Origin of the sequence: Bradyrhizobium sp. SEMIA (assembly GCF_014844175.1) — a bacterium.
GTDB classification, from domain to species: domain Bacteria; phylum Pseudomonadota; class Alphaproteobacteria; order Rhizobiales; family Xanthobacteraceae; genus Bradyrhizobium; species Bradyrhizobium arachidis.
The window spans coordinates 769291-794051 of the sequence record NZ_CP046601.1 but is presented as its reverse complement, the minus strand read 5'-3'; the positions used below and the strand labels follow the sequence as shown (position 1 = coordinate 794051).

General features: G+C 65.1%; 22 protein-coding genes and 4 pseudogenes. 14 read left to right on the top strand and 12 right to left on the bottom strand.

Features of this window, described 5'->3' with window-relative positions:
• Positions 1–31: 31 nt before the first annotated feature.
• Both modB and modC read left to right on the top strand, forming a co-directional pair.
• A complete protein-coding gene (gene modB / locus FOM02_RS03800) occupies positions 32–727 on the top strand; it encodes a molybdate ABC transporter permease subunit (RefSeq protein ID WP_027564238.1) in 696 nt (231 codons plus the stop codon).
• Between the two features lie 2 nt (positions 728–729).
• Positions 730–1392, top strand: a complete 663-nt coding sequence (modC, locus tag FOM02_RS03795; RefSeq protein WP_027564237.1) for a molybdenum ABC transporter ATP-binding protein — start codon at positions 730–732, stop codon at positions 1390–1392.
• A 160-nt stretch (positions 1393–1552) separates the two neighbouring features.
• Here the strand turns inward: modC and FOM02_RS03790 are convergent, their stop codons facing one another.
• Positions 1553–1813, bottom strand: a complete 261-nt coding sequence (locus FOM02_RS03790) for a PepSY domain-containing protein (RefSeq protein WP_027564236.1) — start codon at positions 1811–1813, stop codon at positions 1553–1555.
• A 379-nt stretch (positions 1814–2192) separates the two neighbouring features.
• A pseudogene (locus FOM02_RS03785) lies at positions 2193–3922 on the bottom strand (potassium/proton antiporter); the annotation flags it as partial.
• A gap of 207 nt (positions 3923–4129) precedes the next feature.
• Here FOM02_RS03785 and FOM02_RS03780 point away from each other — a divergent pair.
• Positions 4130–5446 (top strand): mechanosensitive ion channel family protein, encoded by a 1317-nt coding sequence (locus FOM02_RS03780; RefSeq protein ID WP_028146497.1) that lies wholly within the window; start codon positions 4130–4132, stop codon positions 5444–5446.
• 120 nt (positions 5447–5566) lie between these two features.
• Entirely contained in the window at positions 5567–6385 is an 819-nt protein-coding gene (gene map / locus FOM02_RS03775) for a type I methionyl aminopeptidase (protein ID WP_027564233.1), read from the top strand.
• A gap of 7 nt (positions 6386–6392) precedes the next feature.
• Here the strand turns inward: map and FOM02_RS03770 are convergent, their stop codons facing one another.
• Complete coding sequence (locus tag FOM02_RS03770; RefSeq protein WP_231164165.1) at positions 6393–7007, bottom strand: Ada metal-binding domain-containing protein; 615 nt, start codon at positions 7005–7007, stop codon at positions 6393–6395.
• Between the two features lie 40 nt (positions 7008–7047).
• Between FOM02_RS03770 and FOM02_RS03765 the strand changes: the two genes are divergently transcribed.
• On the top strand, positions 7048–8055 hold the full coding sequence (locus FOM02_RS03765) for a DMT family transporter (RefSeq protein ID WP_265441453.1): 1008 nt from the start codon (positions 7048–7050) through the stop codon (positions 8053–8055).
• Positions 8056–8096: 41 nt separating this feature from the next.
• Positions 8097–8810 carry a RadC family protein gene (radC, locus tag FOM02_RS03760; protein WP_027564230.1) on the top strand — a complete coding sequence of 238 codons (714 nt, stop codon included), beginning with the start codon at positions 8097–8099 and terminating at the stop codon, positions 8808–8810.
• A 101-nt stretch (positions 8811–8911) separates the two neighbouring features.
• Here the strand turns inward: radC and FOM02_RS03755 are convergent, their stop codons facing one another.
• Positions 8912–10543, bottom strand: a complete 1632-nt coding sequence (locus FOM02_RS03755; protein ID WP_027564229.1) for a GMC family oxidoreductase — start codon at positions 10541–10543, stop codon at positions 8912–8914.
• A gap of 142 nt (positions 10544–10685) precedes the next feature.
• Here FOM02_RS03755 and FOM02_RS03750 point away from each other — a divergent pair.
• Both FOM02_RS03750 and FOM02_RS03745 read left to right on the top strand, forming a co-directional pair.
• Positions 10686–10919: pseudogene (locus FOM02_RS03750) on the top strand (JAB domain-containing protein); the annotation flags it as partial.
• Positions 10920–10946: 27 nt separating this feature from the next.
• Positions 10947–11732 carry a DUF4239 domain-containing protein gene (locus FOM02_RS03745; RefSeq protein ID WP_027564228.1) on the top strand — a complete coding sequence of 262 codons (786 nt, stop codon included), beginning with the start codon at positions 10947–10949 and terminating at the stop codon, positions 11730–11732.
• Positions 11733–11750: 18 nt separating this feature from the next.
• On the opposite strand, the pseudogene FOM02_RS03740 reads toward FOM02_RS03745, so the two are convergent.
• A pseudogene (locus FOM02_RS03740) lies at positions 11751–12031 on the bottom strand (hypothetical protein).
• A 339-nt stretch (positions 12032–12370) separates the two neighbouring features.
• On the opposite strand from FOM02_RS03740, the gene FOM02_RS03735 reads away from it, so the two are divergent.
• Positions 12371–14287 carry a PQQ-binding-like beta-propeller repeat protein gene (locus FOM02_RS03735; protein ID WP_322596950.1) on the top strand — a complete coding sequence of 639 codons (1917 nt, stop codon included), beginning with the start codon at positions 12371–12373 and terminating at the stop codon, positions 14285–14287.
• Between the two features lie 76 nt (positions 14288–14363).
• Here the strand turns inward: FOM02_RS03735 and FOM02_RS03730 are convergent, their stop codons facing one another.
• A complete protein-coding gene (locus tag FOM02_RS03730; RefSeq protein ID WP_027564226.1) occupies positions 14364–14672 on the bottom strand; it encodes a hypothetical protein in 309 nt (102 codons plus the stop codon).
• A gap of 113 nt (positions 14673–14785) precedes the next feature.
• Entirely contained in the window at positions 14786–15163 is a 378-nt protein-coding gene (locus tag FOM02_RS03725; protein ID WP_027564225.1) for a hypothetical protein, read from the bottom strand.
• Between the two features lie 284 nt (positions 15164–15447).
• Between FOM02_RS03725 and FOM02_RS03720 the strand changes: the two genes are divergently transcribed.
• From FOM02_RS03720 to FOM02_RS03710, 3 genes and pseudogenes are all read left to right on the top strand, one after another.
• A complete protein-coding gene (locus FOM02_RS03720; RefSeq protein ID WP_027564224.1) occupies positions 15448–16836 on the top strand; it encodes a peptidoglycan-binding protein in 1389 nt (462 codons plus the stop codon).
• Positions 16837–17006: 170 nt separating this feature from the next.
• Positions 17007–18161: a hypothetical protein gene (locus FOM02_RS03715; RefSeq protein ID WP_141263356.1), complete on the top strand. Its 1155-nt coding sequence runs from the start codon at positions 17007–17009 to the stop codon at positions 18159–18161.
• 549 nt (positions 18162–18710) lie between these two features.
• Positions 18711–19073 (top strand): annotated as a pseudogene (locus FOM02_RS03710) (hypothetical protein); the annotation flags it as partial.
• Here FOM02_RS03710 and FOM02_RS03705 read toward each other — a convergent pair.
• From FOM02_RS03705 to FOM02_RS03685, 5 genes are read right to left on the bottom strand one after another with little or no spacing between them, the layout of a single operon-like run.
• Positions 19057–19749 (bottom strand): AprI/Inh family metalloprotease inhibitor, encoded by a 693-nt coding sequence (locus FOM02_RS03705; RefSeq protein ID WP_027564222.1) that lies wholly within the window; start codon positions 19747–19749, stop codon positions 19057–19059. The pseudogene FOM02_RS03710 and the gene FOM02_RS03705 overlap by 17 nt on opposite strands.
• The gene (locus FOM02_RS03700) at positions 19749–20738 is read right to left on the bottom strand and encodes a 2-hydroxyacid dehydrogenase (RefSeq protein ID WP_027564221.1); all 990 of its coding nucleotides are present in this window, start codon (positions 20736–20738) and stop codon (positions 19749–19751) included. The genes FOM02_RS03705 and FOM02_RS03700 overlap by 1 nt, the downstream gene beginning before the upstream one ends.
• Positions 20738–21556 carry an ABC transporter permease gene (locus FOM02_RS03695; RefSeq protein ID WP_027564220.1) on the bottom strand — a complete coding sequence of 273 codons (819 nt, stop codon included), beginning with the start codon at positions 21554–21556 and terminating at the stop codon, positions 20738–20740. Before FOM02_RS03695 ends, FOM02_RS03700 begins: the two co-directional genes overlap by 1 nt.
• Positions 21553–22368, bottom strand: coding sequence for an ABC transporter ATP-binding protein (locus FOM02_RS03690; RefSeq protein ID WP_027564219.1), 816 nt, complete (start codon positions 22366–22368; stop codon positions 21553–21555). Before FOM02_RS03690 ends, FOM02_RS03695 begins: the two co-directional genes overlap by 4 nt.
• A 10-nt stretch (positions 22369–22378) precedes the next feature.
• Positions 22379–23401, bottom strand: coding sequence for an ABC transporter substrate-binding protein (locus FOM02_RS03685; RefSeq protein ID WP_027564218.1), 1023 nt, complete (start codon positions 23399–23401; stop codon positions 22379–22381).
• 139 nt (positions 23402–23540) lie between these two features.
• Here FOM02_RS03685 and FOM02_RS03680 point away from each other — a divergent pair, with 139 nt between their 5' ends.
• Complete coding sequence (locus FOM02_RS03680; protein ID WP_027564217.1) at positions 23541–24347, top strand: creatininase family protein; 807 nt, start codon at positions 23541–23543, stop codon at positions 24345–24347.
• Positions 24348–24486: 139 nt separating this feature from the next.
• Positions 24487–24750 carry a hypothetical protein gene (locus FOM02_RS03675; RefSeq protein ID WP_027564216.1) on the top strand — a complete coding sequence of 88 codons (264 nt, stop codon included), beginning with the start codon at positions 24487–24489 and terminating at the stop codon, positions 24748–24750.
• The last annotated feature ends 11 nt before the right edge of the window (positions 24751–24761 follow it).

Here is a 24761-nt window from a genome sequence, read left to right as displayed (position 1 = left end):
GCTTGATTTTGCCACCTGATATTACGACTTGATGCTCGACATCTCGCCCGCCGAATGGACGGCGATCCTGCTCTCGCTCAGGGTCGCCGTCATCGCCACGCTGGTCGCAACGCCGTTCGGCATTGCGCTGGCGTGGCTGCTCGCCCGCAAGGATTTCTGGGGCAAGTCGGTGCTGGATGCCGTCGTGCATCTGCCGCTGGTGCTGCCGCCTGTCGTCACCGGCTATCTGCTGCTGCTCACCTTCGGCCGCCGCGGCCTCGTCGGCGGCTTCCTCGCCGATCATCTCGGCATCGTGTTCGCGTTCCGTTGGACCGGCGCCGCGCTCGCCTGCGGCGTGATGTCGTTTCCGCTGCTGGTCCGGCCGATGCGGCTGTCGATCGAGGCGATCGACCGAAAGCTCGAGCAGGCCGCCGAGACGCTCGGCGCCGCGCCGTGGAAGGTGTTCTTCACGGTGACGCTGCCGCTGGCGCTGCCCGGGGTGCTCGCCGGCATGGTGCTGGGCTTTGCCAAGGCGATCGGCGAGTTCGGCGCGACCATCACCTTCGTTTCCAACATTCCCGGCGAGACCCAGACGATTTCCTCGGCGATCTATTCGCTGATCCAGACGCCCGACGGCGATGCCGCGGCGGCCCGGCTCGTGATCGTCTCGATCGTGCTGGCGATCGGCGCGCTGATCGCCGCCGAATGGTTCGCCCGCCGCGCGACGCAGCGCCTGCACGGGAATTGACCATGCTGCGCGTCGACATCGAAAAGAAGCTCGGCGAATTCTCGCTCTCGGCATCCTTCGCCGGCGAGGGCCGTGTCATCGGCCTGTTCGGCGCCTCCGGCGCCGGCAAGAGCTCGCTGGTCAACATGATCGCCGGGCTGTTGCGGCCCGATCGCGGCACCATCGTGATCGACGGCGACACCGTCGACGACACCGCTTCCGGCATCCATGTGCCGACCTATCGCCGCCGCATCGGCTATGTGTTCCAGGACGCGCGGCTGTTTCCGCATTTCAGCGTCGCGCAGAATCTCGACTACGGCCGTCGCATGAACGGGCTTGCGCCTGATCCCGGCCAGCACAAGCGCATCATCGACCTGCTCGACATCGGCGCGCTGCTCGACCGCCGCCCCGGAAAGCTCTCCGGCGGCGAGCGCCAGCGCGTCGCGCTCGGCCGCGCGCTGCTGTCGAAGCCGCGCCTCCTGCTGCTCGACGAACCGCTCGGTGCGCTCGACGAGGGCCGCAAGCTCGAGATCCTGCCCTATCTGGTGCGGCTGCGCGACGAGGCCAATGTCCCCATGGTCTATGTCAGCCACGACGTCGCCGAGCTGCGCCAGCTCGCCACGCAAATCGTGATGCTGAAGCAGGGCCGCGTGACGTCGTTCGGCGGGGTGAAGGTGCTGACGTGAGGCGACGTGCGTGTGCTGGTGAGCGTCGCCTCAACCACCGCAGTCATGCCCCGGCTTGACCGGGCATCCAGTACGCCGCGGCTTCTCCGTGTCCACGCACCGTCTCTGGAATACTGGATTGCCCGCTTTCGCGGGCAATGACAGCGGGGGTGTAGTGTGTCTACCAGCCGCGATCGACGTTGCGCACCTCGCCGGTCCGCGCATCGACATCGACCTCCATCCAGCGACCGGTGCGGTCGCGGCCTTCGATCTGCCATTCATCGCCGAGGAAGTTCGTGTGCGAGACCGTCGTGACGCCGATGTCCGTCGCGACATCGAGCGCGACTTGCATCGAGATCTGGTCGCCGGTGTCATAGGCCATCGCCGGCGCAGCCGATCCGAGACCGATCGCGACGATGGCAGGCAAGATGAAACTTCGCATGGAACTGCTCCTGTCAAAGACGTTGACCGTCACGCGAAGAACGGGCAACGCAGCGGAGCGTTCCGGAACCAGCGGTCACGAAGGCGCGCAAATCTTCGGCGGTTGCGGCGATCTGGTGGCGGTTTCTCGTCATTCCGGGGCGCCCGAAGGGCGAGCCCGGAATGACGGAGAGGTCAGACCCCCGCGACCGAGGTCCACACATCCCGCCAGCTTGCGGCGCAGCGCCTGCCCGGGCGCGTCAGCGGCGGCGGGCGGGCTGCCTCCGTCTTCGGGGCGTCGGGGACGACCTGGATAGCGACCTGCGTCGCCGCGATGTCCTGCTTCTGGAAGCGCGGAGAGCGTACCGGTGGACGTCCTCTGGCCGGCGTTCTTGTAGACGTAGTTCGGCGCATCGCCGAGGCTGATCGGGCAAGCGCAGGCCTACGACATTGACGCGGCCGCCGGAGATGCTGCGCGCGACCAGCACGATCGCGTCCAGCGGCAGCTCGGCGCCCTCCTTCGGCGCGCGGTCGAGATGGACGTCGAAAAAGTCGGCGAGCGTCAGCTTGCTCTCGTCATCGCTCACCTTCACGCCGTAGATCTCGGCGAGCTCGGCCAGCGTATGCTCGGCCGACACCATGAAGTCGCCGAGCAGATGCGGATCCGGCGCCGAGCTCGGCTGCATGTCGACGAAGAAGCGGTCGAGCGCTTCGGCCTTTTCCGGCGGCGCCAGCAGGTAGATGTAGTCGCCGGGCGCGATCGGATCGGCCTCCGTCGGCGTCAGGATGTTCTCGTTGCGGATCACCAGCGTCGGCTTGGACCAGGACGGGATCAGGCCACGGCGGAAATAGAGGCTCTTGGATCGCACCGGATAGCCGACGAGCTGCTGCTCGAGCTGGCCGGGCAGGTCGAGCTCGACACGGCGCGGGCCGCGCTCGGCGCGCGGCAGCGCAACGTGCAGCTTGCGCGCGGCCGGCGCAAGCGTCCAGCCCTGCAGCAGCAGCGAGATGATCACGACGACGAAGGCGACGTCGAAATAGAGATAGGCCTTCGACAGGCCGACCAGCATCGGGATCGAGGCCAGGAAGATCGCGACCGCGCCGCGCAGGCCGGTCCAGGCGATGAAGATCTTCTCGCGCCAGTTGAAGCGGAATGGCGCGAGGCACACGAACACCGCGAGCGCCGCGCCACCAGCATCAGCACCAGCGCGACGGCAACGGCCGGCAGCACGCTGGCGCCGAGCCGGATCGGCGAGACCAAAAGGCCAAGCAGCACGAACATCACGATCTGCGCCAGCCAGGTCGCGGCATCGAGGAAGGTCACCACCGAATTATGCGCGCGGGTCGGCCGGTTGCCGATGATGATGCCGGCGAGATAGACCGCGAGGAAGCCGGAGGCGTGCATGATCTGCGAGCCGCCGAAGATCACCAGCGCGCCGGTGGTGACGAACGGCGCATGCAGGCCCTGCGGCAGCGCCACCTGGTTCAGCGCGATGACGACGAGGCGCCCGCCGATGACGCCGACCACAGCGCCCAGCGCCGCCTCCTGCACGAACTCCATGAACACATGGCCGGGCGAGCTCGAGCCGAGCGAGATGTATTCGACCAGCATCAGGGTGAGGAAGATCGCGAAGGGATCGTTGGTGCCGGATTCCGCCTCCAGCGTCGCGCCGACGCGCGGGCGCAGGCGCAGGCCCTGGGTGTGCACCAGCAGGAACACCGCGGCGGCGTCGGTCGAGGCGACCACGGCGCCGACCAGCAGCGATTCCGCCCAGTTGAGATCGAGCGCGAATTTCGCGAACGGCGCCGTGACCAGCGCGGTCAGGAGCACGCCGACGGTGGCGAGCACAAGGGACGGGGCGAGCACGGTGCGGATGCTGGCAAAGCGCGTCTTCAGGCCGCCGTCGAACAGGATCAAAGCGAGGGCCACCGAGCCGACCAGATAGGTGGTGCCGACGTCGTTGAACTGGATCTGCCCGGGGCCGGAATCCCCGGCGAGCATGCCGATGGCAAGGAAGACGAGCAGCAGGGGCGCGCCGAAGCGCAGCGCGAGCAGGCTCGACAGGATACCGGCCATCACCAGGACGGCGCCGAGCAAAATGGCGAGGCTGAAGGAGTCGAGGGAGGCCATCCACCTTCCGGGTACAAATCGCTGGATTTGCATCCTTATCGTCGGCATTCCCCCACGCCAACCCATTTTCGCTACTCGCGGCAATGTGCCCGTATTTTGCTGCCTTAACGCGCTTCACTTCACGGTGTATCGATGGCCCGGCCGCACCCTTTGTGGGATTCTGCGGCACCCTCGAATCAATCCTCTCCCCGCCTTCCGACGAGACCTATGGACATGGACCTCAAAGACTTCATGGAGTTCGTGCAGACGACCGCGCGCAGCGTCGGGGCGGAGATTTCCTCACCCTGGTTCTACCTGCAATTTGGTCTCATTCTCGCGGCAGCCGGCCTCGCCTATGCCGCCGAAGCCGGCATTCGCAATCGCGTCGACATGACATCGCTGGCGATGGGCTGGCCGCTGCCGCTCCGGCACTTCTCGCGGGTGATGATGTCGAGCGCCTCGACGGCGGTGTTCACCCTGCTCGTGATCATTTCCCGCGTCGTGATGTACCATGCGACCTGGCCTAGCCGCAGCTATCTCCTGATGGTAGCCGCCAAGATGGGGCTGGCCTGGCTCGTGATCCGGCTGGTGACCTCGGTCCTGCGCAACGCCTTCATCGTCAAGCTGGTCTCGATCACCGCCTGGTTCGTCGCGGCGCTGTCCATCATCGGCCAGCTCGATTCGACGGTCGATCTGCTCGATTCCTTCGCCATCGTGCTCGGCGGCCTCAGGCTGACGCCGCTATTGGTGATCAAGGCCGGCGCGCTGCTGCTGATCGCGCTGTGGGCCACCAACATCGCGAGCAATTTCGCCGAGAGCCGGATCAACTCGACCACCGACCTGACGCCGTCGGTGCAGGTGCTGCTGGTCAAGATCATCCGCATCGGGCTTCTTGCCGTCGCCATCGTGATCGCGCTCGGCGCCGTCGGCATCGACCTCTCGGCGCTCGCGGTCTTCTCCGGCGCGGTCGGCGTCGGCATCGGTATCGGCCTGCAGAAGATCGTCGCCAATTTCATCTCGGGGATCATCCTGCTCGCCGACAAATCGGTGAAGCCGGGCGACCTCGTCACCATCGGCGACAACACCGGGCGCATCAGCGCGATGAAGACGCGCTATATTTCCGTCGCCGCCGGCGACGGCCGCGAATTCCTGGTGCCGAACGAGGACCTGGTGACGCAGAAGGTCGTCAACTGGACCTATACCGACAAGAACACGCTGGTGAAGATCGCCTTCGGCACCAATTACGATGCCGACCCGCGCTTGGTCACCAAGCTCGCCGCCGAGACCGCCGCCGCCCATCCGCGCGCGACGAAGGGCAAGCCGCCGAACAGCATCTTGACCGAATTCGCCGAGGCCGGGATGAAGTTCTCGCTGACCTTCTGGATCGCCGACCCCGACGGCATGGACAACGTCAAGAGCGACGTCATGCTCGCGCTGTGGGAGGCCTTCAAGCGCGAGGGCATCCGAGTTCCCTACCCTGTCCGCGAAATCCGCGTCCGCGGCGGCGCCCTGCCGGTCGAAACCACCGTAGAAGTCCCAAATTAGGCCCGCTTTCGGGCGCATGCTGCATGCTCGGCTTGCATGAACGCCGGCAATCATTAAATTAGGACATGAAATCAAGCCTTTCCGCCGACATCGAGATTCAGCCCAGAAGACCGCACAAGCATGAGCTACGTCGAAGCCACCGATACCTCCCTGCGTAAGACCGGACAGATCAAGCTGCATGGGCCTGCCGCCTTTGCCGGCATGCGCAAGGCGGGAGCGCTGGTGGCAAAGTGCCTCGACGAGCTCACCGACATCGTCGCCCCCGGCGTGCCGACCTCTGTCATCGACGAATTCGTCCGCGACTTCGCCTTCAGCCACGGCGCCTATCCGGCGACGCTGATGTATCGCGGCTATCGCTACTCGACCTGCACCTCGCTGAACCACGTGGTCTGCCACGGCATGCCCGGCGACCGTCCGCTGAAAGAGGGCGACATCGTCAACATCGACGTCACCTTCATCGTCGACGGCTGGTACGGCGATTCCAGCCGGATGTATGCGGTCGGCCCGATCGCGCGCAAGGCGGAGCGGCTGATCGAGGTGACGTATGAGGCGATGATGCGCGGCATCGCGGCGGTGAAACCCGGCGCCACCACCGGCGACATCGGCCACGCCATCCAGAGCTTTGTCGAGCCGCAGGGCATGAGCGTGGTGCGCGATTTCTGCGGCCACGGCCTCGGGCGCATGTTCCACGACGAGCCGAACATCATCCATATCGGCCGGCCCGGCGAAGGCGTGCAGCTCAAGCCCGGCATGTTCTTCACCATCGAGCCGATGATCAATCTCGGCAAGCCGCATGTGAAGATCCTGTCCGACGGCTGGACTGCCGTGACCCGCGACCGCTCGCTGTCGGCGCAGTTCGAGCATTCGGTCGGCGTCACCGCCACCGGCGTCGAGATCTTCACGCTGTCGGAGCGGCACGGCGAGAAGCAGATCGGGTGATGGCCGCCTAGCGGCGCCGGCGGAACGACGATGGCGCCCGCTTGTAGGTCGCGGCAAAGGCGTCGTTGAAGCGGCGAACGCTGCCGAAGCCCGCCGCAAAGGCAATCTCCGCCAACGTCATCTCGGTCTGATCGATCAGGCGCTTCGCCTCCTGCACGCGCCGCGTCGCCGCGATCTCGCTCGGGCTGGCGCCGGCATGGCGCAGGAACAGGCGCAGCAAATGGCGCGGCCCGACGCCAAGCGCTTCGGCCAGCTCCGCGGCAGTGGCGCGATCCAGAAAACCGTCATTGATCAGGCGCATGCCGCGCGCGACGGTGGTGGCCGTGCCCATCCAGGCGGGCGAGCCCGGTGCCGTTTCCGGCCGGCAGCGCAGGCACGGGCGGAAGCCGGCCCGCTCTGCGGCCGCCGCGGTCGCATAGAAGGTGACGTTCTTCGAGCGCGCCGGGCGAACCGGACAGACCGGGCGGCAGTAGATCTTCGTCGACCGAACGCCGGAAAAGAACAGGCCATCGAAGGCACGCGCCCGCGCGAGGCGCGCCCGGTCGCAGGTCGCCCAATCGAGATGCGGTGGTAGCGCCGGTGGCTGCGCGGAAACCTTCGCCATGATGAAATGATAATTCATCTGACTTCGCCGGGTAGCTGAAATCGGACTCGGTCGGGCGATGAGGTCCGAATTCAGCCAGCCTGCGCCGGCGCGCCGGATCATGGTCCCGGTCTATCCGGAGAAGATTCGCATGAGCACGCAGGCGCAACGAACGACGTCAGGACAAATCACTCTCGTAGTCGAGATCGGGCTTCTGCTGCTGCTCTCGCTGATCTGGGGTAGCTCCTTCACGCTGATCAAGGTCGCGGTGCCCACGATTCCGCCGTTCACGATGGTTGCCGTGCGCGTGACGATCGCGGCCATGCTTCTCCTGCTGCTCGCCATCGCACAGGGACACGCCCTTCCCCGCCAGAGGTCGGTCTGGGCGGCCTTCTTCGTGCAAGGGCTGCTGCAAAGCGCATTGCCTTTCACCCTGATCAGCTGGGGCGAGGTCTCCATTCCGAGCGGTCTTGCCGGGGTGCTCAATGCCACCCCGCCGATGTTCGTGCTTGCGATCGCGATCACCACCGGACGCGGGCGGCAGGCCGTCACCAGGCGGAAGATCATCGGCGTCGCGTTCGGCCTTGCGGGCGTCGCGCTTTCGATCGGCACCGATGCGCTTTCCGGGGTCAGCACGACGGCGCCGCTGGCGCAGGCAGCCGTGCTCGGCGCCAGCCTCTGCTACGCACTCGCACCGATGTGGGGCCAGCGGTTCTCGAAGCTTCCCGCCATCGTCACAGCCGCCGGCGCCATGAGCTGTGCCGCGATCCCGATGGTTCCCGCCGCACTCATCCTCGAGCGGCCCTGGACGCTCGCGCCGACGTCGCAGGCGGTCGCGGCCGTCATCGTCCTCGCCATTGTCTGCACCGCGCTCGCGATGGTGATCTATTTCCGCCTGATCCGCACGCTTGGCCCACTCGGCACCACCAGCGGCAGCTATCTGCGCGCGGGATTTGCGGTGGCGCTGGGCACGGCATGGCTCGGCGAGCGCTTCACCCTGTCGAGCATGGCCGGAATGGTATTGATCCTCGCCGGCGTCGTCGCCATCACGTTGCCGCCATCGGCACGGACCAGCCGGGGCAATTGAAGGTTGCAAAAACGGCGATCCGCGGCGATGCTCCGGGCCCGATGCCCGCCAAGCCAGACCACGACAAGAGCAAGCCGGAGGATGCGCCGCATTATCACGGCCATCGCGAGCGGCTGCGCGAGCGTTTCTATAGCGCCGGCGCGGACGCGCTCAGCGACTACGAGCTCCTGGAGATGGCGCTGTTTGCGGCGCTGCCGCGACGCGACACCAAGCCGCTTGCGAAGACGCTGATCAAGACGTTCGGCTCGTTCGCCGAGGTCGTGCACGCGCCGGTGGCGCGCCTGCGCGAGGTCGACGGCGTCGGCGAAGCTGCGATCAACCAGCTCAAGCTGATCGCCGCGGCGGCGCACCGCGTCGCCAAGGGCGAGGTCAACAGCCGCAACGCGCTGTCGTCCTGGAACGAGGTGATCGACTATTGCCGCACCAGCATGGCCTTTGCCGACAAGGAGCAATTCCGCCTGCTCTTCCTCGACAAGCGCAACCAGCTGATCGCCGACGAGGTGCAGCAGACCGGCACAGTCGATCACACCCCGGTCTATCCGCGCGAGGTGATCAAGCGCGCACTGGAATTGTCGGCAACCGCCTTGATCCTCGTGCACAATCATCCCAGCGGCGATCCCTCGCCCTCGCAGGCCGACATCCAGATGACCAAGGCGATCATCGAAATCGCCAAGCCGCTCGGGATTGCCGTGCACGATCACATCATCGTCGGCAGAAGCGGGCATGCGAGCCTGCGCGGGATGCGGCTGATTTGAATGCCGTCGACGCTTGGGGCTAATCTTGGGACTAACTTTGGGGCTAACTCAAGCGAACCTGACCGCGAACCTCGCAGAACGACGCGATTGGAGAGCGTCCCTCAACAACCGGGCGTTGGAGCGAGGACTGGCCTGCCTCGCAAGACATCAGAAGCCCTTTCCGCGATCATGATGACTGCTGCGTTGATGTTACCGCCAATCAAGTCCGGCATGACCGATGCGTCGACAACGCAGAGGTTCTCAACCCCATGAACGCGCAACTCGCTGTCAACAACGGCCATTCCATCGCTTTCCGGTCCCATGCGGCAGGTGCCGAGCGGGTGATGGACGGTGATCCCCGTGGCCGCGATATGGGCGTCGAGCCCGGAGTCCGACCAGCTGTCCGGGCCCGGCGCCAGTTCGGCGGCAATGAACGGTTTCATCGCAAGCTGATGCCCGACGTCGCGCGCCAGCCGCAGGCCCTGGCGCAGGACGATGCGGTCGTGATCAGTCGCAAGATAGTTGCCGACGATCCGTGGGGCGGCTGATGGATCGCGCGAAACGAGGTCCAGATGCCCCCGACTCTCCGGCCTGAGCAGGACGACCCGGCAGGAGAAGCCGTCGGCGTAGGGCTGCACGACCGGGCTGAAGTAGGGTCCGGCCGTCATGGGAAGCGCGACGAACAGGAACTGCACATCCGGCACGTCGCCGCCGACCCCGGTGTTCAGGAACGCCATGGCGGCCGCGGGCAGGTCGCTCGCGATGCCGGTGCCGAACAGCTGTTGCCGCACCAGATCGATCGCGATCCGGTCGGCGCGCATGCGTCTGTGCAACGGACCGGCGCCGCGTCGAGCATAGGCGACCGGCGCGGAGATGTGGTCCTGCAAGTTCTGTCCGACGCCGCGCAGCACCATGCGGACCGGAATGTCGTGGCGCCGAAGAACGTCGGGATCGCCAATGCCCGACAGCATCAACAGATGCGGCGAACCGATGACGCCGGCGGCAAGGATGATCTCGCGATCGGCATGAGCTGTCTGCGTCCTGCCGCCGTGCAGGTACTCGACGCCGACCGCGCGTCGGCCCTCGAAGATCATGGAGCTTGCCCGGGCACCCGTGACGATGTCGATCCGGCCGCGCCGCAGCGCCGGCCGCAGATAGGCAACGGCCGCGCTGCATCTCCGTCCACGGCGGATGGTCGATTGCCAGCGGCCGAAGCCTTCCTGTTGTGCGCCGTTGTAGTCCGGTGTGGCCGGATGGCCGGCTGCTTCTCCCGCCGCCATGAAGGCGTCCACGAGAGGATCCTGGTAGCGGCAGAAGCGCGTGGTGAGCGGGCCGTCGCCGCCGCGCCAGGCGTCGGCACCTCCTTCCCATGACTCCTGCCGCCGGAAATAGGGAAGGACGTGCGCATAGGACCAGTCGGGAAGCCCGGCCGACGCCCACCGGTCATAGTCGCTGCGATGGCCACGCACATAGGCCATGGCGTTGGTCGAAGATGAACCGCCGATGACCTTGCCGCGCGCGAACTCGATGTGCCGGCCGCCCATGCTCGCTTCGGGCTCGGTGAAGAAGCCCCAGTCGTTCCGCTGCTTGAGAAACATCCGCGGCCACAGCAGCGGGACGTGGATATGCAGATCACGATCCCAGCCACCGGCTTCCAGCAGAAGCACGCGCGTGTCGGGGTCCTCTGTCAGACGGCTGGCCAGCGTGCAGCCAGCGGACCCGGCCCCAACAATGACGTGGCTGTATGTAACCATCTCGTTCTCCCTCGATATGGTTTAGTCCTTTGAGGTGAGAGCTGAAGTCCGCTGATGATCACTCGTGAGTGAAATGGCTTATACAGGCGCCTTCATGTGCTAACGTGATCATCACAATCGATCACGTCTTACACTCCCCTGTCCACGTCCCCTGCTACGACCAGCACTTGAAAATCGATCGTGTGTTCAATGTGACGCACGAAGGCATAGTGTCATGCACAATCATCCCAGTGGCGATCCCTCGCCCTCGCAGGCCGACTTCGAGATGACCAAGGCGATCATCGACATCGCCAAGCCGCTCGGGATTGCCGTGTACGATCACATCATCGCCGGCGGAAGCGGCCACGCCAGTTTGCGCGTAATGCGGTTGATCTAGGGCCGCAAATCAGGCGACAAGAACGGCATGAGCGACTGGCTGCACAATCTGCCGGTGCCCGTGATGGCGCTGGTGATCTTTGGGTTCACCTTTTCTCTGGCCGCGGCGATCTTCGCAGGCATCGCGCTGGCTGCGACGGAGGAGCGCGCCAAATCGCTGAAGGCGATCTCGCCGGGGATGCTGCCGGTGCTCGGCATCATCTTCGGCCTGTTCGTTGCCTTTACCGCAGCGCAGGTCTGGGGCGACAGCGACCGCGCCAGCGCCGCGGTGAGCCGCGAGGCCAGCGCGCTGCGCAGCGTCGTGCTGCTGTCCGCCGGCCTGCCGGCGGAGCAGGAGACCAGGCTGCGCGGCCTCGTGCGCGACTATGTCGGGCAGGCGGTGACGGTGGAATGGCCGTTGATGGCGCATCAGCAGGCCTCGCTGAAGGTGACGCCGCCGGCGCTCGCGGAAGCCCTGCAGCTCGTCGTCGCCATGACGCCTCAGGGTACGGGGCAGGCGAACGTGCAGCGCGAGCTGATCGCCGCGCTGGAGCAGGCGCTGGATGCGCGGCGGCAGCGGATCATCGTCAGCCTCGCCGCGGTCAACCCGGTCAAATGGTGGTGCCTGTATCTCCAGGCGGCCTGCGCGCTGCTGGTGATCGGGCTCGTTCATTGCGACAATCGCCTGGGATCGGCGATCGCGATGGGCCTGTTCGCGACCGGCGTCGCCACCTCGGTGCTGCTGATCGCCGCCCACGACCGGCCGTTCGCCGGGCAAATCTCGATCCAGCCGGAGCCGCTGCTCCAGATCATGCCGGCGGACGCGAAGAGTTAAAGCGCGAGCGCTCGAGCCTTAATAGCAATAGCGGGCATCGACCCGGACGTAATAGCCGTCGGGGCGCTGCATGTAGCAGCCGCGCTGATAGGCGTAATAGCCGGAGCGGCGGCGCTCGCCCTCGGAGGCGATGGCGGCGCCCGTGCGCCAAGCGCGCCCCCGAGGATCGCCCCGCCGACACCGCCGATGATCGCGCCGCCGAGGGCATCCTGGGCCGCCGCTTCATGCACCGGCATCGCCGCCGCGACCGTCAGACATGCCGCGATTGCAAAACCTCCAATACGAAGACCTCGAAGCATGGTTCGCCCTCCCTGTGGTGAGGCAAGTCTTAACGCCCGCGATGGATTCAAGCCAGATCAAATCGCCTGCCTTGCGGCTCCGGGCACCGGCAGAGGTTGCCCTGGGACGTGGACTGATCAAGACGCAGCCTTAGCCTGATTGCCGCGAGCTGAACGAAGGCAAGATAGTTGGCGGCGAGCCTGTCATGGCGCATCGCAACCGGGCGACATTGTTTGATCCCGATGGCCAGCCACCGGTAACCTGGCCCCGAAGCTCGCTTTGGTTGTTTATTCGTGGTACGCGTTGACGACCGCGCGCGCCGATCTTCTGTTGCCAAAGCACGCTTCGTTTATGCGAGGATGGCGAGAATGACGAGTACGGGCAGGCACCGCTCTGGATACACGCTCTTCGCACGTCTCCTGCTTGCAGTGGGCATATTGCTCACTGGCGTGCTTCCGGATCATGCGGAGGAGGCCCCAAGCTCGCGTGGCGAGACGCTCTACCGCACGCGCTGCTCGTCGTGTCACGAGGGTGGCGTGGCACGCGCGCCTGACGCCAAAGCGCTGCGGCAATTCAGGCCCGAGCGGATGAGCTTTGCCTTGATGTTCGGCATGATGAGCCAGCAGGGGCGCGACCTGAGCCAACAGGAAATTCAGGACATCGTTCGCTATCTCGTCGGGACACCATCGGAGCAGCAGCAGCCACTACCGGATTCCACGTGCGGTGAGCGGGGCCCCGCGCTTGCGGACGCTTCGTTGCCGCGCTGGAACGGCTGGGGCGTCGACATCGCTCAACACCGGTTTCAACCCGCTGTCATGGCCCAGCTTTCGCCGGACGATGTTCCGCGCCTGAAGCTCAAATGGGCGTTCGGCTTTCCCGGCGATACCAGAGCCTACGCGCAGCCGACGGTTTGGGGCGGCCGGGTCTTCGTGGGCAGCGCGGGGGGCAAGGTCTATGCGCTGGATGCCAGACTCGGCTGCCAGCGCTGGGTGTTCGACGCCGGCTTCGGCGTACGCACCGCGATCACCATCGGTGAGGATGAGCGGGGCACGACCGCTTATTTCGGCGATCAACGCGGCGAAGCTTATGCGCTCGATGCCGAGAGCGGGAAGCTGCTGTGGAGGAGACGTGTCGATGCGCATGCGGGGGCCCTGATCACGGGCGCGCCGACATTGGCCAATAATGTGCTCTATGTGCCGGTCTCCTCCATCGAAGAAGTGTTGGCGATCGATCCACGCTATCCTTGCTGCACCTTCCGCGGTCTGATTGCCGCGCTCGACGCCAGGACCGGCGAGGTGCTGTGGCGCGGCTATGTCAGCCCGCCGGCCCAGCCAATCCGCCTCAACGAGATCGGTGTCCAGCTCTTCGGACCCTCTGGCGGTGCGATCTGGTCGTCGCCGACCATCGACCTCAAGACAAACCGGATCTATGCGACGACGGGCGACAGTTACCTGGACCCGGCGTCCACGACCTCCGACGCGTTTGTGGCCTTCGATCTGGGCACCGGACGGCTCGCCTGGTCGCGGCAGATGACCGAGGGTGATGCCTACAACGTCGCGTGCGGCAGCCAGTATCGCGCTAACTGCCCCGGCACCAAGGGTCCCGATTTCGATTTCGGCTCCTCTCCGATCCTGGTCGATCTACCTGACGGACGTCGTGCGCTCGTTGCCGGCCAGAAATCCGGCATGGTGTACGCGCTCGATCCGGACCGCGATGGTGCCGTCATCTGGCAGCGCCGGGTGGGACTCGGCAGCACGCTCGGCGGCGTGCAATGGGGCTCGGCTGCGGACGATGCGAACGTCTATGTCGCGGTGTCCGATGTCGGCCTGAAGGCCGTGCCGCCGGACACGGCCGGCGCGCAAAAATCGGTCTTTGGGACACCCATGAAGCTCGATCCAAGTCAGGGCGGCGGGCTGTACGCGATGAAGCAGGCGACGGGCGAGATCGTCTGGCACGCGGCACATCCGGGCTGCGGAGATCGGCCGGGATGCAGCCCTGCGCAGTCCGCTGCGGTCACCGCGATTCCTGGTGTGGTGTTCTCCGGCGGACTGGACGGCCACCTGCGGGCCTATGCCGCCAAGAACGGCGAGATCATCTGGGACGTCGACACCATGCGGGACTATGCGACCGTCAACGGCGTGTCGGCGCATGGCGGCTCGCTCGATGGACCGGGACCGGTGATCGCCGGGGGCATCCTCTACGTCAACTCGGGCTACACAAATTATGGTACCGCGCCCGGCAACATGCTGCTCGCCTTCTCCGTGGACGGACAATAGGCGGGAAGCGAAGCGGGCATGATTTATGAGTACGCACCCCGATCCCCGGCTTCGCGGGGCTTCGGTCGCGGCGGCCTCACTTGCCGAGCACGAAGGCGACGACGATGCGCTCCGGCGTCTGCTTGAATTCCGTGGTGACGGATTCGCGGACAAGTCCGGCGAGCTCGTTCAACGGCTTGTCTTCGTAGGGACGCGGGAATTGGACCGTCACCACCACCAGCCGCCCATTGTGCCAATTGAAGCCCACCGCCGGCTTGACGCCGGTCGATTGTTCGAGGTCGGTTTCCACCGCTTTCGATTGCTTGAGCCCCTCCGTCACCGTGCTGAAGGCATCGCAGCCCGCAAGTGTCGTTGCGCAAGCGAGCAGCAGCATAAATCTGGACATGAAGATTCCCACCGGTGACGATGGCGAACATGATTGGGCATAAAGCCTGCGTCGTCAACGGGCGGTTGCGCTACCGAATCGATACACGCCATCTTCGCGGCCGGCGCGAGCGGTCAGCCGGGCTCGATCCAGCGCTGTACGGCCTCCGCGGTGTCGGCGGGCGTGGTGTTGAAGCAGATCGCCGCGTCCGGCGCCAGGCGATGGACGAGGTTGAGCACCTTCTCGAACATCAGCAGCCGCTCCTTCGGCTCGCGCAGGCCCGCGCCGATCACGATGCAGTCGAAGCGCTCGTCGCGCAGCGCCGCGGTGACGGCGGCTTCCGCCGTCAGATCGAGGTCGATCAGGCAGCTCGTGACCTCGAAGCCGAGATCGCGCAGACGCAACAGCTGCGCCTCGATATAGTCGCGCACGAGCTCCGGTGTGAGCTGCGGGAACGCGCCGTAATCCGCATTGCCGGGTTCGATGCCGATCGCGAGGACGCGTTTGGCCATGCAGGGCTCCTTGCCGAACCTTCCGGCTCGTCAACCGACTGACGGCCCCGCCAGTTCCTTTGGGGCGGCCGCCCGGCCGGCGCCGATCCCCGCCCCATCCTGCCGCTCGTTTCCCGCCAAGGCTGTAAGCCAGTTCACATGCGCCGGGCGGACAAGGTGCCACATTCGAAGGGGATCACGCTGGAGTCACGCGCTGATCACGGCGCCTGATTCACTCTGATCTGCGCGACCCCCGGCCAATTTTCATCGATTTCGCAATTCATCGCTTTTCACGGGAGCAGGACATGAAGGTGTCATTCGAGGCCATCAAGGACGAATACGAACGAAACTGGTCCAACATGAGGATCCGGCCCGGGCGGGCCGACGCCGCCACCGAAGCGGCGCGCAAGGCCATCAGCCACAAGGACACGTACACCGAGATCCAGAACAAGACCGACGTGCCCTGGTGGTTCGTCGCGGTGCTGCACTCGCGTGAATCCAGCTTCAACTTCAACACCTATCTCGGCAACGGCCAGGCGCTCAATCGCGTCACGACCATCGTCCCCAAGGGGCGCGGCCCGTTCGCCTCGTTCGCCGAAGGCGCCGTCGACGCGCTCAGGCTGGAGGGATTCGTCGGCGCCCGCGACTGGGGCATCGCGAGGACGATGTTCCGCCTGGAGCAATACAACGGCTTCGGCTATCGCGGCCGCGGGGTCAACTCGCCCTATCTCTGGTCGGGCTCCAACGTCTACGGCCCGCCCGAGCAAAGGGGCGGCAAGTTCGTCGGCGACGGCTCGTTCGACCCGGGCACGGTCGATCCGCAGCTCGGCGCCGCGGTGATCCTCAAGGCGATGATGGAGCTGGATGCGTCGATTACCTTCGACGGCGGCCCGGCCATGCTGAGCCATCTCGAACCCGAGGAGCAGATGGCGTCGACGGCGCTGTTGATGCAGAAATGCCTCAACAACCTCGGCGCCAGTCCCATGCTGGATGAGGACGGCATCGTCGGACCGAAGACCAAGGCGGCGGTGGCGCAGTTTCAGCAAGAGCACGGCATCACCGAAACCGGCGTCCTCGACACGATGACGGTTGCCGCCATCACGCGCGCGGCGCAGCAGCCGGTCACCCCCGCGCCGACCGGCGACCTGTCGCAGATCCTGAAGCGGCTGGAGGATCTCGCCCAGATCATGCGGGGCGGCCCGCCGACGCCAAGCACGCCGCCCGTGACCACGCCGCCGGCTGCCAACGATCCGATCACGCTGTTCGAGCGGCTCTTCGCCCTCATCAACAACAAGACGGTGCCGGTGTCCGGAACGACCAATGCGGCCAACCCTGCTCCCGTCGACCAGTTGAAGCAGGTCGTCGATCTGCTCAGCACGTTGCTCAACAAGGACGGCAAGCCCGTCCTCGGCCAGGTCAACGGCGCGCTCGGCGAGACCATCGGCAAGCTCCTCAACGGCAAGAAGACCGCGCTCGGCCTCGGCGGCGCGGTGCTCACCGCGCTGCTCTCGGCGGTGACGGCGAGCCCCAATGCCGGAGGCATTGCCGGACTGCTCGGAACCATCGTGTCCGCGGTGCCGGGCCTCGGCCAGTTCGCGATGCCGATCTCGCTGGCGCTCACCGCCTGGGGCGTGCTCGGCAAGCTGGAGAAATGGGCGCAAGGCACCGCGCCGCCGCCGAAGCCGACGACCTGACCGCTTCCACGAAGCACTCCCAACCGCTCGGGTTCGACACCTTCTCGAGCGGTTGGAGCGCCGTCGATCGGGTGGCCGGAGACCCGGCCACCCGGAACGGCTGGACGGCCGAGCAAGTCATCGTGCCTGCGTCGTGTCGAACCAAGCAAAGCTAGGGGCTTCGAACGAAGATGGCCGCATCGCTAGAACCCGAAATCGGAGATGTCTTTGCACGATGTCAGTCCTATTACCTGGACAACGAAGGTTCATTGTCACGAACAGGCTCGGCGTACGAAGCCGTCCGTGAAGCGCTCACTGCGATGTTGGAAGTGATGGCCCTGCTTCACGCAGAGCTCTACAGAGATCAGGGCTACAAGGTCGACAAGCAACACCCCGGCTATCTCATCAAATCCTACAGGGGCCTGCTGTTTCGCATCCCCTATCACGTGCTGCCGACGTTCCCGTCCGACGAGTCTTTGCCCGCCATCTGGGATCTTTCTCGAAAAATTCGCAACAGCAGCAAGTCCACGATTTCAATCAGCGGAAGCAACGTGCTCAGGAAACTGTTCGAAATCGTCGGCGACATCGATTTTTGCGAGTACTTCCGGGTCGCCCATGGATTCGACCGCGTCGTCAGGAACCTGGACGGCGATGCCAACGTGATGTGCCTGAAGCTCACGGTCTCGAATCCGGATCCCGTCTGGAAGTGGGACGAGCAAAGACCTACGGCTGACGCCCTCGCCGAAGCGATCAAACCTGCTGTCCTTAAGCAATCCACGTTCAAGATGGATTATGTCGGCGACATCGCTCATTTCGGGATTACGGAGATTTCCAACATTGTCATCGCGCTCGACGGCGATGGAAAGTCGGCAGGTCTGGTGAAAACGCACGCCGGGCAGGAGGTGCCGCTGACTTCAGTCGATTGGCTGCCAAATCAGATGAACGATCCGATCGATATGGGCCGCTACATCGACTGGCTGGCGAGAGCGATCAAGTCGCTTCAGCGAGAGGGCGATATGCGGAAGTGTCTCAAACGATGCGCTTCACTCTCGCGCATTCTTTATCTGCCCAGAATAACCGACGACATCGCGGCACTGGTGGACGAGCACCGCCCGTTTCTTCTGAACTACCAACTCGGCCAACTTCAAAGGCTTTGCGCGATGTTGAATACCCTGGAGGGAAAGCGACAGACCAAACTCGCAGCCATTGCGGAGGCCCAGCAGACCAGGCTTTCCGCAGAATTGGAGACGCTGGGTCAGATCGAGCCCGAGGCCCCCCAGCGTTTCGCGAACGAAGCGCATTCGATTGCCAACAGGCTGCTGACATATGTTCAAACCGACGACTGAGAGCCACCCGGGGAGGGAGCCATCGGCACCGAGAACAGAAGATTGATGGACGCACTCGAAGCATGGCCGCTTGATCGTGAGCAGCGGAGCTTCATCGATGCGGCTGCGGGAAGCCTGGACAGCGGCAAATCCGACAAGCTTGCGGCTCTGCTGGAGCAGGCCGCCAACACCGTTATTCGTTGCATGGCTTCTGTGCGCGAAGCCGAAGAAAAGGAGATGCTCGAGCGGAAGCAAGCGGACAACCATCTTGCCGTGACCACTGGACTCGACGAAGTGAGGGAGCCCACCTTCGAAAGTTCGTCTCGTCCGACAGGCAACTATGCGATCTGGCCGAGCCCGCTTGCGCAGGCGGATGCACTGGCACACGCGGCGGCCTATCAGCAAATCGAACGGCGGCTCGACGAGGTCACACAATTGATGCTGCTGCGCGGCGGCGGGGCGCCAGCCGGCGCCTCGCCTGCTGTCAGCGATGTGTCCAACCTGGTCAGGCAGCTGGTCCCGTTCGGCGACAAGGCGGCGTCGTTACCTCAAGCAACGGCCTCGGCCAGCCCGGCCTCGCTCGATCAGCTGAAGCAGGTGGTCGATCTGCTCAGCGTCCTGCTCAACAAGGACGGCGCGCCCGTTCTCGGCCAGGTCAATGGCGCGCTGGGCCAGACGATCGGCAAACTGCTGGACGGCAAGAAGTCGGCGCTCGGCATCGGCGGCGCGCTCGTCACCGCGCTGCTGTCCGCCGTGACGGCGAGCCCCAATGCGGGAGGCCTAGCCGGACTGCTCGGCACCATCGCGACCTCGGTGCCGGGAATGAGCCAGGTGGCGATGCCGATCCTGCTGGGCCTCGCCGCCTGGGGCGTGCTCGGCAAGCTGGAGAAATGGGCGCAAGGCACCGCGCCGCCGCCTACTGGCGCAGCATGATCAAGGGATCGGCGGTATCGGGGACGCGCCGCCACTGCGCGTTGTCGTCGGCCTCGAACTGCCAGGTCTCGCCTGATTTCGACATCAGGATGATCTGGCCGCGCTCGAGCCGCCATTGCGTCGGGTTGAACTGCGCGATCGCCGCGTCGCATTTCGGCTTGAGGAAGACCTGGAAATTGTCCTGGCCGGCTTCCGTGTTGGTCAGCGTCAAACCGCAGATCGGCTGGCCGTTGCCGCGCACCATGGCCCAGTCGCCGATCATCTGGTCCATCGACTTGGCCATCGAGCGCGCGGCGGCGAGGTCCTGCAGGATGTAGACACCCTCGCCCTGGCGCAGGCCTTCGAAGATGCCGGCCTCGACCTCGGTGAAGTCGATCACGGCTTCGCCGGTCGCATCCTGCAAGCGGACGATGTCGAGGCCCTTCACGCTCCAGGCGACGATATCCTTGGTGAAAGGCAGCGCGGCCTTGCAGGCCGGCTCGAGCTCGAGCTTGTAACCCTGCCCCGCGGCGTCGGCCTTGAGCGTGACGACGCAAGTCTTGCTGCGCTCGGTGGTCGAGAGCTCCCACTGCCCGGGCATCGATTTCTTCAGGGTCGTCGCATCCTGCGCATGCACAGGGCCGATCGCGGCAATGCATGCCGCGATGGTGAATGCAACGACCCGAAGAGCTCTCATCAGCGCCCCTTGAACGGCGTTTCGGCAACCGGCGTCAGCGGCGGCTTGCCTGAGAACCATGACTTGAGATTGTCGACCACGAGCTGGTCCATCGCATTGCGCGTGACCACCGAGGCCGAACCGATATGCGGCAGCAGCACGACATTCTGCATGGTCTTGAGCTCATCAGGCACATTCGGCTCGGCCGCGAACACGTCGAGGCCGGCGGCGAGGATGGTGCCTGATTTCAGCGCCTGAACCAGCGCCGGCTCGTCGACCACCGAGCCGCGCGCCACGTTGATCAGCACGCCGCGCGGGCCGAGCGCCTTCAGCACCTCGGCATTGATCATCTTGTTGGTCGAGGCCCCGCCGGGCACGATCACCATCAGCGTGTCGACCGCCTTCGCCATCTCGATCAGATCAGGATAGTGCTTGTAGGTGACGTCCTTGGACGGATTGCGGGAGTGATAGACCACCGGCACCAACGAGGCATCGAGCCGGCGGGCGATGGCCTGGCCGATCCGACCCATGCCGACGATGCCGACCTTGCGGTCGCGCAGCGAGCCGACGCTGAGCGGATAGTTCTGGGTCTGCCAGAGCCCGGAGCGGACGTAACGGTCGGCCTTGATGAACTCGCGCAAGGTCGAGATCAGAAGACCCATCGCGACGTCGGCGACCTCCTCGGTCAGCACGTCGGGCGTGTTGGTGACGATGATGTTGTGCTCGGCGGCGTATTTGGCGTCGATATGGTCGTAGCCGACGCCGAAGCTCGCCACCATCTCGATCTTGGGCAGCTGCGACAGCGACTCCCTGTCGGCGCGCACCGTGTGATAGGTCACCGCCACGCCGCGGATCTTCTCCCGGACCGCCGGCGTCAGCCGCTCGAGGTCGCCGCGGGTCTCGGCCTTGTGCACGACGAAATGATCGGAAAAGCCATTCTCGAGGATCGGCCGGACCGGTCCATAAATCAGAAGATCGATCTTTTCGGACGAAATCGAACCGGTAGACATCAGCTTTCCTTTCCAAGCGCGCTTTCGTGCCAGCGCCGTAAAACGAGGTGGGAAACTAGCGCCAGCACCCCATAGATGACAATCCCGGCCAGCGACAACAAAAGCAGCGCCGCGAACATGCGGGGTATGTTCAACCGGTAACCCGACTCGGCGATCCTGTAGGCGAGGCCAGAGCCGGCCCCGGCCGTGCCCGCCGCGATCTCGGCCACAACCGCGCCGATCAGCGACAGGCCGCCGGCGATGCGCAACCCACCGAGGATATAGGGCAGCGCTCCCGGCAGCTTCAGGAAGCGCAGGGTTTGCGGCGCAGAGGCGCCATAAAGCTGGAACAGTCCGGCCAGATTGCGGTCGACCGAATTGAGCCCGAGCGTGGTGTTGGACAGGACCGGGAAAAACGCGACGATGAAGGCGCAGGCGACGACCGCGGTCTGCTGCTCCAGATAGATCAGGAGCAGTGGCGCAATCGCGATGACAGGCGTCACCTGGAGCACGACGGCATAGGGGAACAGCGAATATTCGACCCATTTCGACTGGTTGAACAGCAGCGCCAGCGCGATGCCGCCGATGCTGGCGGCCACAAATCCCTCGAGTGTCGTCAGGAGCGTGGTGGCGAGCGATTGTGACAGCACCGCCCAGTCCTTGATCAGCGTCAGGAATATGACGGAGGGCGCCGGCAGCACGTAAGGCGGGATCTCCTTGATGCGGACCACCAGCTCCCAGACCGCGAGGCCGGCGGCGAACACGATGACGGGGAGCACGAAACGCATCGCGCGCTGCGCGGCGGATGGTTTTGCGGTGATGGAGCTTTGCGCGTTCATAGCGTCGACTGCCCCGAATAGGACGGCGCCAGCGCGGCCGACACTTTCCGGCAATAATCGGAATAGGCGGCGGAGGTGCGGAACTCCTCGCCGCGCGGCTCGACCGTCTCGATGCGGATGTCGGCCTGGATGCGGCCGGGGCGCGCCGTCATCACCACGACGCGTTGCGACAGATAGACGGATTCGAACACCGAATGGGTGACGAAGATGACGGTCTTGCGGAGGCTGCGCCACAGCGCCAGCAGGTCGTTATTGAGGCGAAAGCGCGTGATCTCGTCGAGCGCGGCGAACGGCTCATCCATCAGGAGGATGTCGGGATCGGTGACGAGCGCGCGCGCCAGCGACACCCGCATCTTCATGCCGCCGGAGAGCTCGCGCGGATAGGCCTCGGCGAAATCGGCAAGACCCACGCTCGCCAGCGCCTCATCGGCACGCGCACGCGCTTCCGCCTTTGGCAGGCCTGCAAGCTTGAGCGGCAGCCGCACGTTCTCGCGCACGCTGGTCCAGGGCATCAGGGTCGGCTCCTGGAACACGAAGCCGATGCCATGGCCCGGCTGCGGCACGCCCTCGTGCCGTGCCACCCGCACCGTTCCTGACGAAGGTGCGCTGAGCTCTGCGATGATGCGCAGCGCGGTCGACTTGCCGCAGCCCGACGGGCCGAGCAGCGAGATGAATTCGCCCTTGCGCACGGCAAGGTCGAGCGGCCCGAGCGCGATGACGCCATTGTCATAGACCTTGGTCACGCCACGCAGGCTGACGGCGAGGTGCGTCAGGCCGGTCTCGACCACGGGCGAAGTTTTGGCTGACGACATCGCGCCTACGTTACGGCTTGCTCGGGCGCAGCTCGACGCCGACGCCCTTGTTGACGAAGCGCAGCGTGTAGGACTTGCGGAAGTCGAGATCGGCCTTCACCACGCCCGCCTTCACCATCTTGTTGAAGAAGGAGGTGTAGCGCTCGTCGCTCATCGCGCCGATGCCGTTCTTCAATGACTCGCCGGAATCGACGATGCCGTATTCCTTCATCTTGGCGACGGAGTATTTCAGCAACTCGTCGGTCATCTCCGGGTTGAGCTGCTTGATCATGGCATTGCCGGCGGAATTGTCGCCGTAGATGTAATTGTACCAGCCGATCATGGAGGCATCGACGAAGCGCTGCACCAGGTCCGGCTTCTTCTCGGCGATCTCGCGGCGGGTCTCGATCAGGGTCGAATAGGTGTTGAAGCCGTAATCGGCGAGCAGCAGCACGTTGGGCTTGAAGCCGGCGGCCTTCTCGACCGCGAACGGCTCGGAGGTGACGTAGCCCTGCATCGCGCTCTTGGGATTGGCGATGAAGGGCTGCGGGTTGAAATTGTAGGGACGCACATTCTTCTCGCTGAAACCGTATTCGGACTTCAGCCACTGGAAATAGCTGGTCATGCCCTCCTTGGAGACGAACAGCGTCAGCGGCTTGAGGTCCTCGATCTTGGCGACCTTGGCGTCGGGCTGCGTCAGCATCACCTGCGGGTCCTTCTGGAACACCGCGGCGATGGTGACGACGGGAACGTTGTTGGCGACCGCGTCGAACGACATCAGCGTGTTCGCGGCCATGAAGAAATCGATCTTGCCGGCGATCAGCAGCATCCGGTTGTTCTCGTTGGGCCCGCCGGGGACGATGGTGACGTCGAGGCCGTATTTCTTGTAGGTGCCGTCTGCGACCGCCTGGAAGAAGCCGCCATGCTCGGCCTCGGCGACCCAGTTGGTGCCGAAGGTGACCTTGTCGAGGGTTTCGGCGCGCGCCGGCGCAAGAGTGACGACAGCGGCCAACAAGCCCGCCGTTAACGCTCGCCGCAGATGAGAGGGGGTCATGATGGCACTCCGTCGATCGCTTCTAGCCGACACCAAACCAACGCGATAAAACCGCATGAAGTTCGGGGACGCGAGCCGGCCTGGCCCGCGTCCCCTCATAACCCCAAATTACGTGACAAATTCGGGCAAAGAAACCTTGATGACGCCGTCCCGCGACTGGACCGGGATCCGCTGGGCCGACGCTGCCCTCGCGGATGTAGCGCGCTGGATCGCGGTGATGCCGCTGGCCGCGACCGAGCAGCATGGCCCGCATTTGCCGCTCGAGACCGACGTGCTGATCGCCGACGCGTATCTCGCGCGCGTGCGCGAGCGTCTGCCCGCAAGCGTTCCGGCCAGCTTTCTTCCCGTTGAACCGGTCGGGATCTCCACCGAGCATATCGACTATCCGGGCACGCAGACCTTGCCGACCGAAACCGCTCTGAAGCGATGGACCGCGATCGGCGAGGACATCGCACGGCGCGGGGTGAAGAAGCTCGTCATCATCACCAGCCATGGCGGCAACAGCGCGGCCATGATGCTGGTGGCGCAGGATCTTCGCGCGCATCACAAGCTCTTCGTGGTGACGACGTCGTGGTCGCGGCTCTCAGGGGCGGACACATTGTTCCCGGCCGATGAGGTGCGCCACGGCATTCATGGCGGCGCGGTCGAGACCTCGATCATGCTGGCGCGCTATCCGGATCGGGTGCGCAAGGAAGCGATCGCGGATTTTCCCGCGAGCAGCATCGCGCTGGAGCAGCAATATCACTGGCTGTCGACGCAGCGGCCGGCGCCGTTCGCCTGGCAGGCGCAGGATCTCAACGCCAGCGGCGCCGTCGGCAATGCGACGCTGGCCGTCGCGGAGAAGGGCGAGCGGCTGCTCGACCAGGGCGCCACCGCCTTTTGCGAGCTGCTGAGCGAGGTCGATAACTTCGACGTGAACAGGCTCGCCAAGGGGCCCCTCGGCTAGCTCGCATCTTCCTGGAATCGCTCGGGAAAGAGCTTCGCGCCAGGCGCGCCTCTGGGGCGTTCGAACCGGACGCGACAAGCCTCCGTCCAATTGGGCACGCGGACCACAACGGACCGCCTCAACCCGGATGGAGTTTCACATGTCGATCAAGACCAAGATTGCCGCCGCAGCTCTCGCGGCCCTCGCCGTCACCGGCACCATGGTGTCCACCACCTCGCAGGCGCAAGCTAAGCCCCCCGGCTGGGTCTTCGGCGTCGGCGCCGGCATCGCCACCGCCGCCGTGGTCGGCTCCGCCATCGCCGCCAGCAACGACCCCTATTACTACGGCTATCACCGCTGCGGCTGGGTCGCCCAGTACAACGCCTTCGGCCAATACGTCGGCCGCGTTCGTACCTGCTACTGATCCAGGTACCT

What these genes read in the sequence shown, in the direction of transcription:
- FOM02_RS03690 (WP_027564219.1), bottom strand. Translation starts at nt 22,368, where the DNA reads ATGTCGTCAGCCAAAACTTCGCCCGTGGTCGAGACCGGCCTGACGCAC.
- FOM02_RS03715 (WP_141263356.1), top strand. Translation starts at nt 17,007, where the DNA reads ATGGCCGCATCGCTAGAACCCGAAATCGGAGATGTCTTTGCACGATGT.
- radC (WP_027564230.1), top strand. Translation starts at nt 8,097, where the DNA reads ATGCCCGCCAAGCCAGACCACGACAAGAGCAAGCCGGAGGATGCGCCG.
- FOM02_RS03745 (WP_027564228.1), top strand. Translation starts at nt 10,947, where the DNA reads ATGAGCGACTGGCTGCACAATCTGCCGGTGCCCGTGATGGCGCTGGTG.
- FOM02_RS03735 (WP_322596950.1), top strand. Translation starts at nt 12,371, where the DNA reads ATGGCGAGAATGACGAGTACGGGCAGGCACCGCTCTGGATACACGCTC.
- FOM02_RS03730 (WP_027564226.1), bottom strand. Translation starts at nt 14,672, where the DNA reads ATGTCCAGATTTATGCTGCTGCTCGCTTGCGCAACGACACTTGCGGGC.
- FOM02_RS03780 (WP_028146497.1), top strand. Translation starts at nt 4,130, where the DNA reads ATGGACATGGACCTCAAAGACTTCATGGAGTTCGTGCAGACGACCGCG.
- modC (WP_027564237.1), top strand. Translation starts at nt 730, where the DNA reads ATGCTGCGCGTCGACATCGAAAAGAAGCTCGGCGAATTCTCGCTCTCG.
- map (WP_027564233.1), top strand. Translation starts at nt 5,567, where the DNA reads ATGAGCTACGTCGAAGCCACCGATACCTCCCTGCGTAAGACCGGACAG.
- FOM02_RS03700 (WP_027564221.1), bottom strand. Translation starts at nt 20,738, where the DNA reads ATGTCTACCGGTTCGATTTCGTCCGAAAAGATCGATCTTCTGATTTAT.
- FOM02_RS03685 (WP_027564218.1), bottom strand. Translation starts at nt 23,401, where the DNA reads ATGACCCCCTCTCATCTGCGGCGAGCGTTAACGGCGGGCTTGTTGGCC.
- FOM02_RS03725 (WP_027564225.1), bottom strand. Translation starts at nt 15,163, where the DNA reads ATGGCCAAACGCGTCCTCGCGATCGGCATCGAACCCGGCAATGCGGAT.
- FOM02_RS03695 (WP_027564220.1), bottom strand. Translation starts at nt 21,556, where the DNA reads ATGAACGCGCAAAGCTCCATCACCGCAAAACCATCCGCCGCGCAGCGC.
- FOM02_RS03755 (WP_027564229.1), bottom strand. Translation starts at nt 10,543, where the DNA reads ATGGTTACATACAGCCACGTCATTGTTGGGGCCGGGTCCGCTGGCTGC.
- FOM02_RS03790 (WP_027564236.1), bottom strand. Translation starts at nt 1,813, where the DNA reads ATGCGAAGTTTCATCTTGCCTGCCATCGTCGCGATCGGTCTCGGATCG.
- FOM02_RS03705 (WP_027564222.1), bottom strand. Translation starts at nt 19,749, where the DNA reads ATGAGAGCTCTTCGGGTCGTTGCATTCACCATCGCGGCATGCATTGCC.
- FOM02_RS03770 (WP_231164165.1), bottom strand. Translation starts at nt 7,007, where the DNA reads ATGAATTATCATTTCATCATGGCGAAGGTTTCCGCGCAGCCACCGGCG.
- modB (WP_027564238.1), top strand. Translation starts at nt 32, where the DNA reads ATGCTCGACATCTCGCCCGCCGAATGGACGGCGATCCTGCTCTCGCTC.
- FOM02_RS03765 (WP_265441453.1), top strand. Translation starts at nt 7,048, where the DNA reads ATGAGGTCCGAATTCAGCCAGCCTGCGCCGGCGCGCCGGATCATGGTC.
- FOM02_RS03675 (WP_027564216.1), top strand. Translation starts at nt 24,487, where the DNA reads ATGTCGATCAAGACCAAGATTGCCGCCGCAGCTCTCGCGGCCCTCGCC.
- FOM02_RS03680 (WP_027564217.1), top strand. Translation starts at nt 23,541, where the DNA reads ATGACGCCGTCCCGCGACTGGACCGGGATCCGCTGGGCCGACGCTGCC.
- FOM02_RS03720 (WP_027564224.1), top strand. Translation starts at nt 15,448, where the DNA reads ATGAAGGTGTCATTCGAGGCCATCAAGGACGAATACGAACGAAACTGG.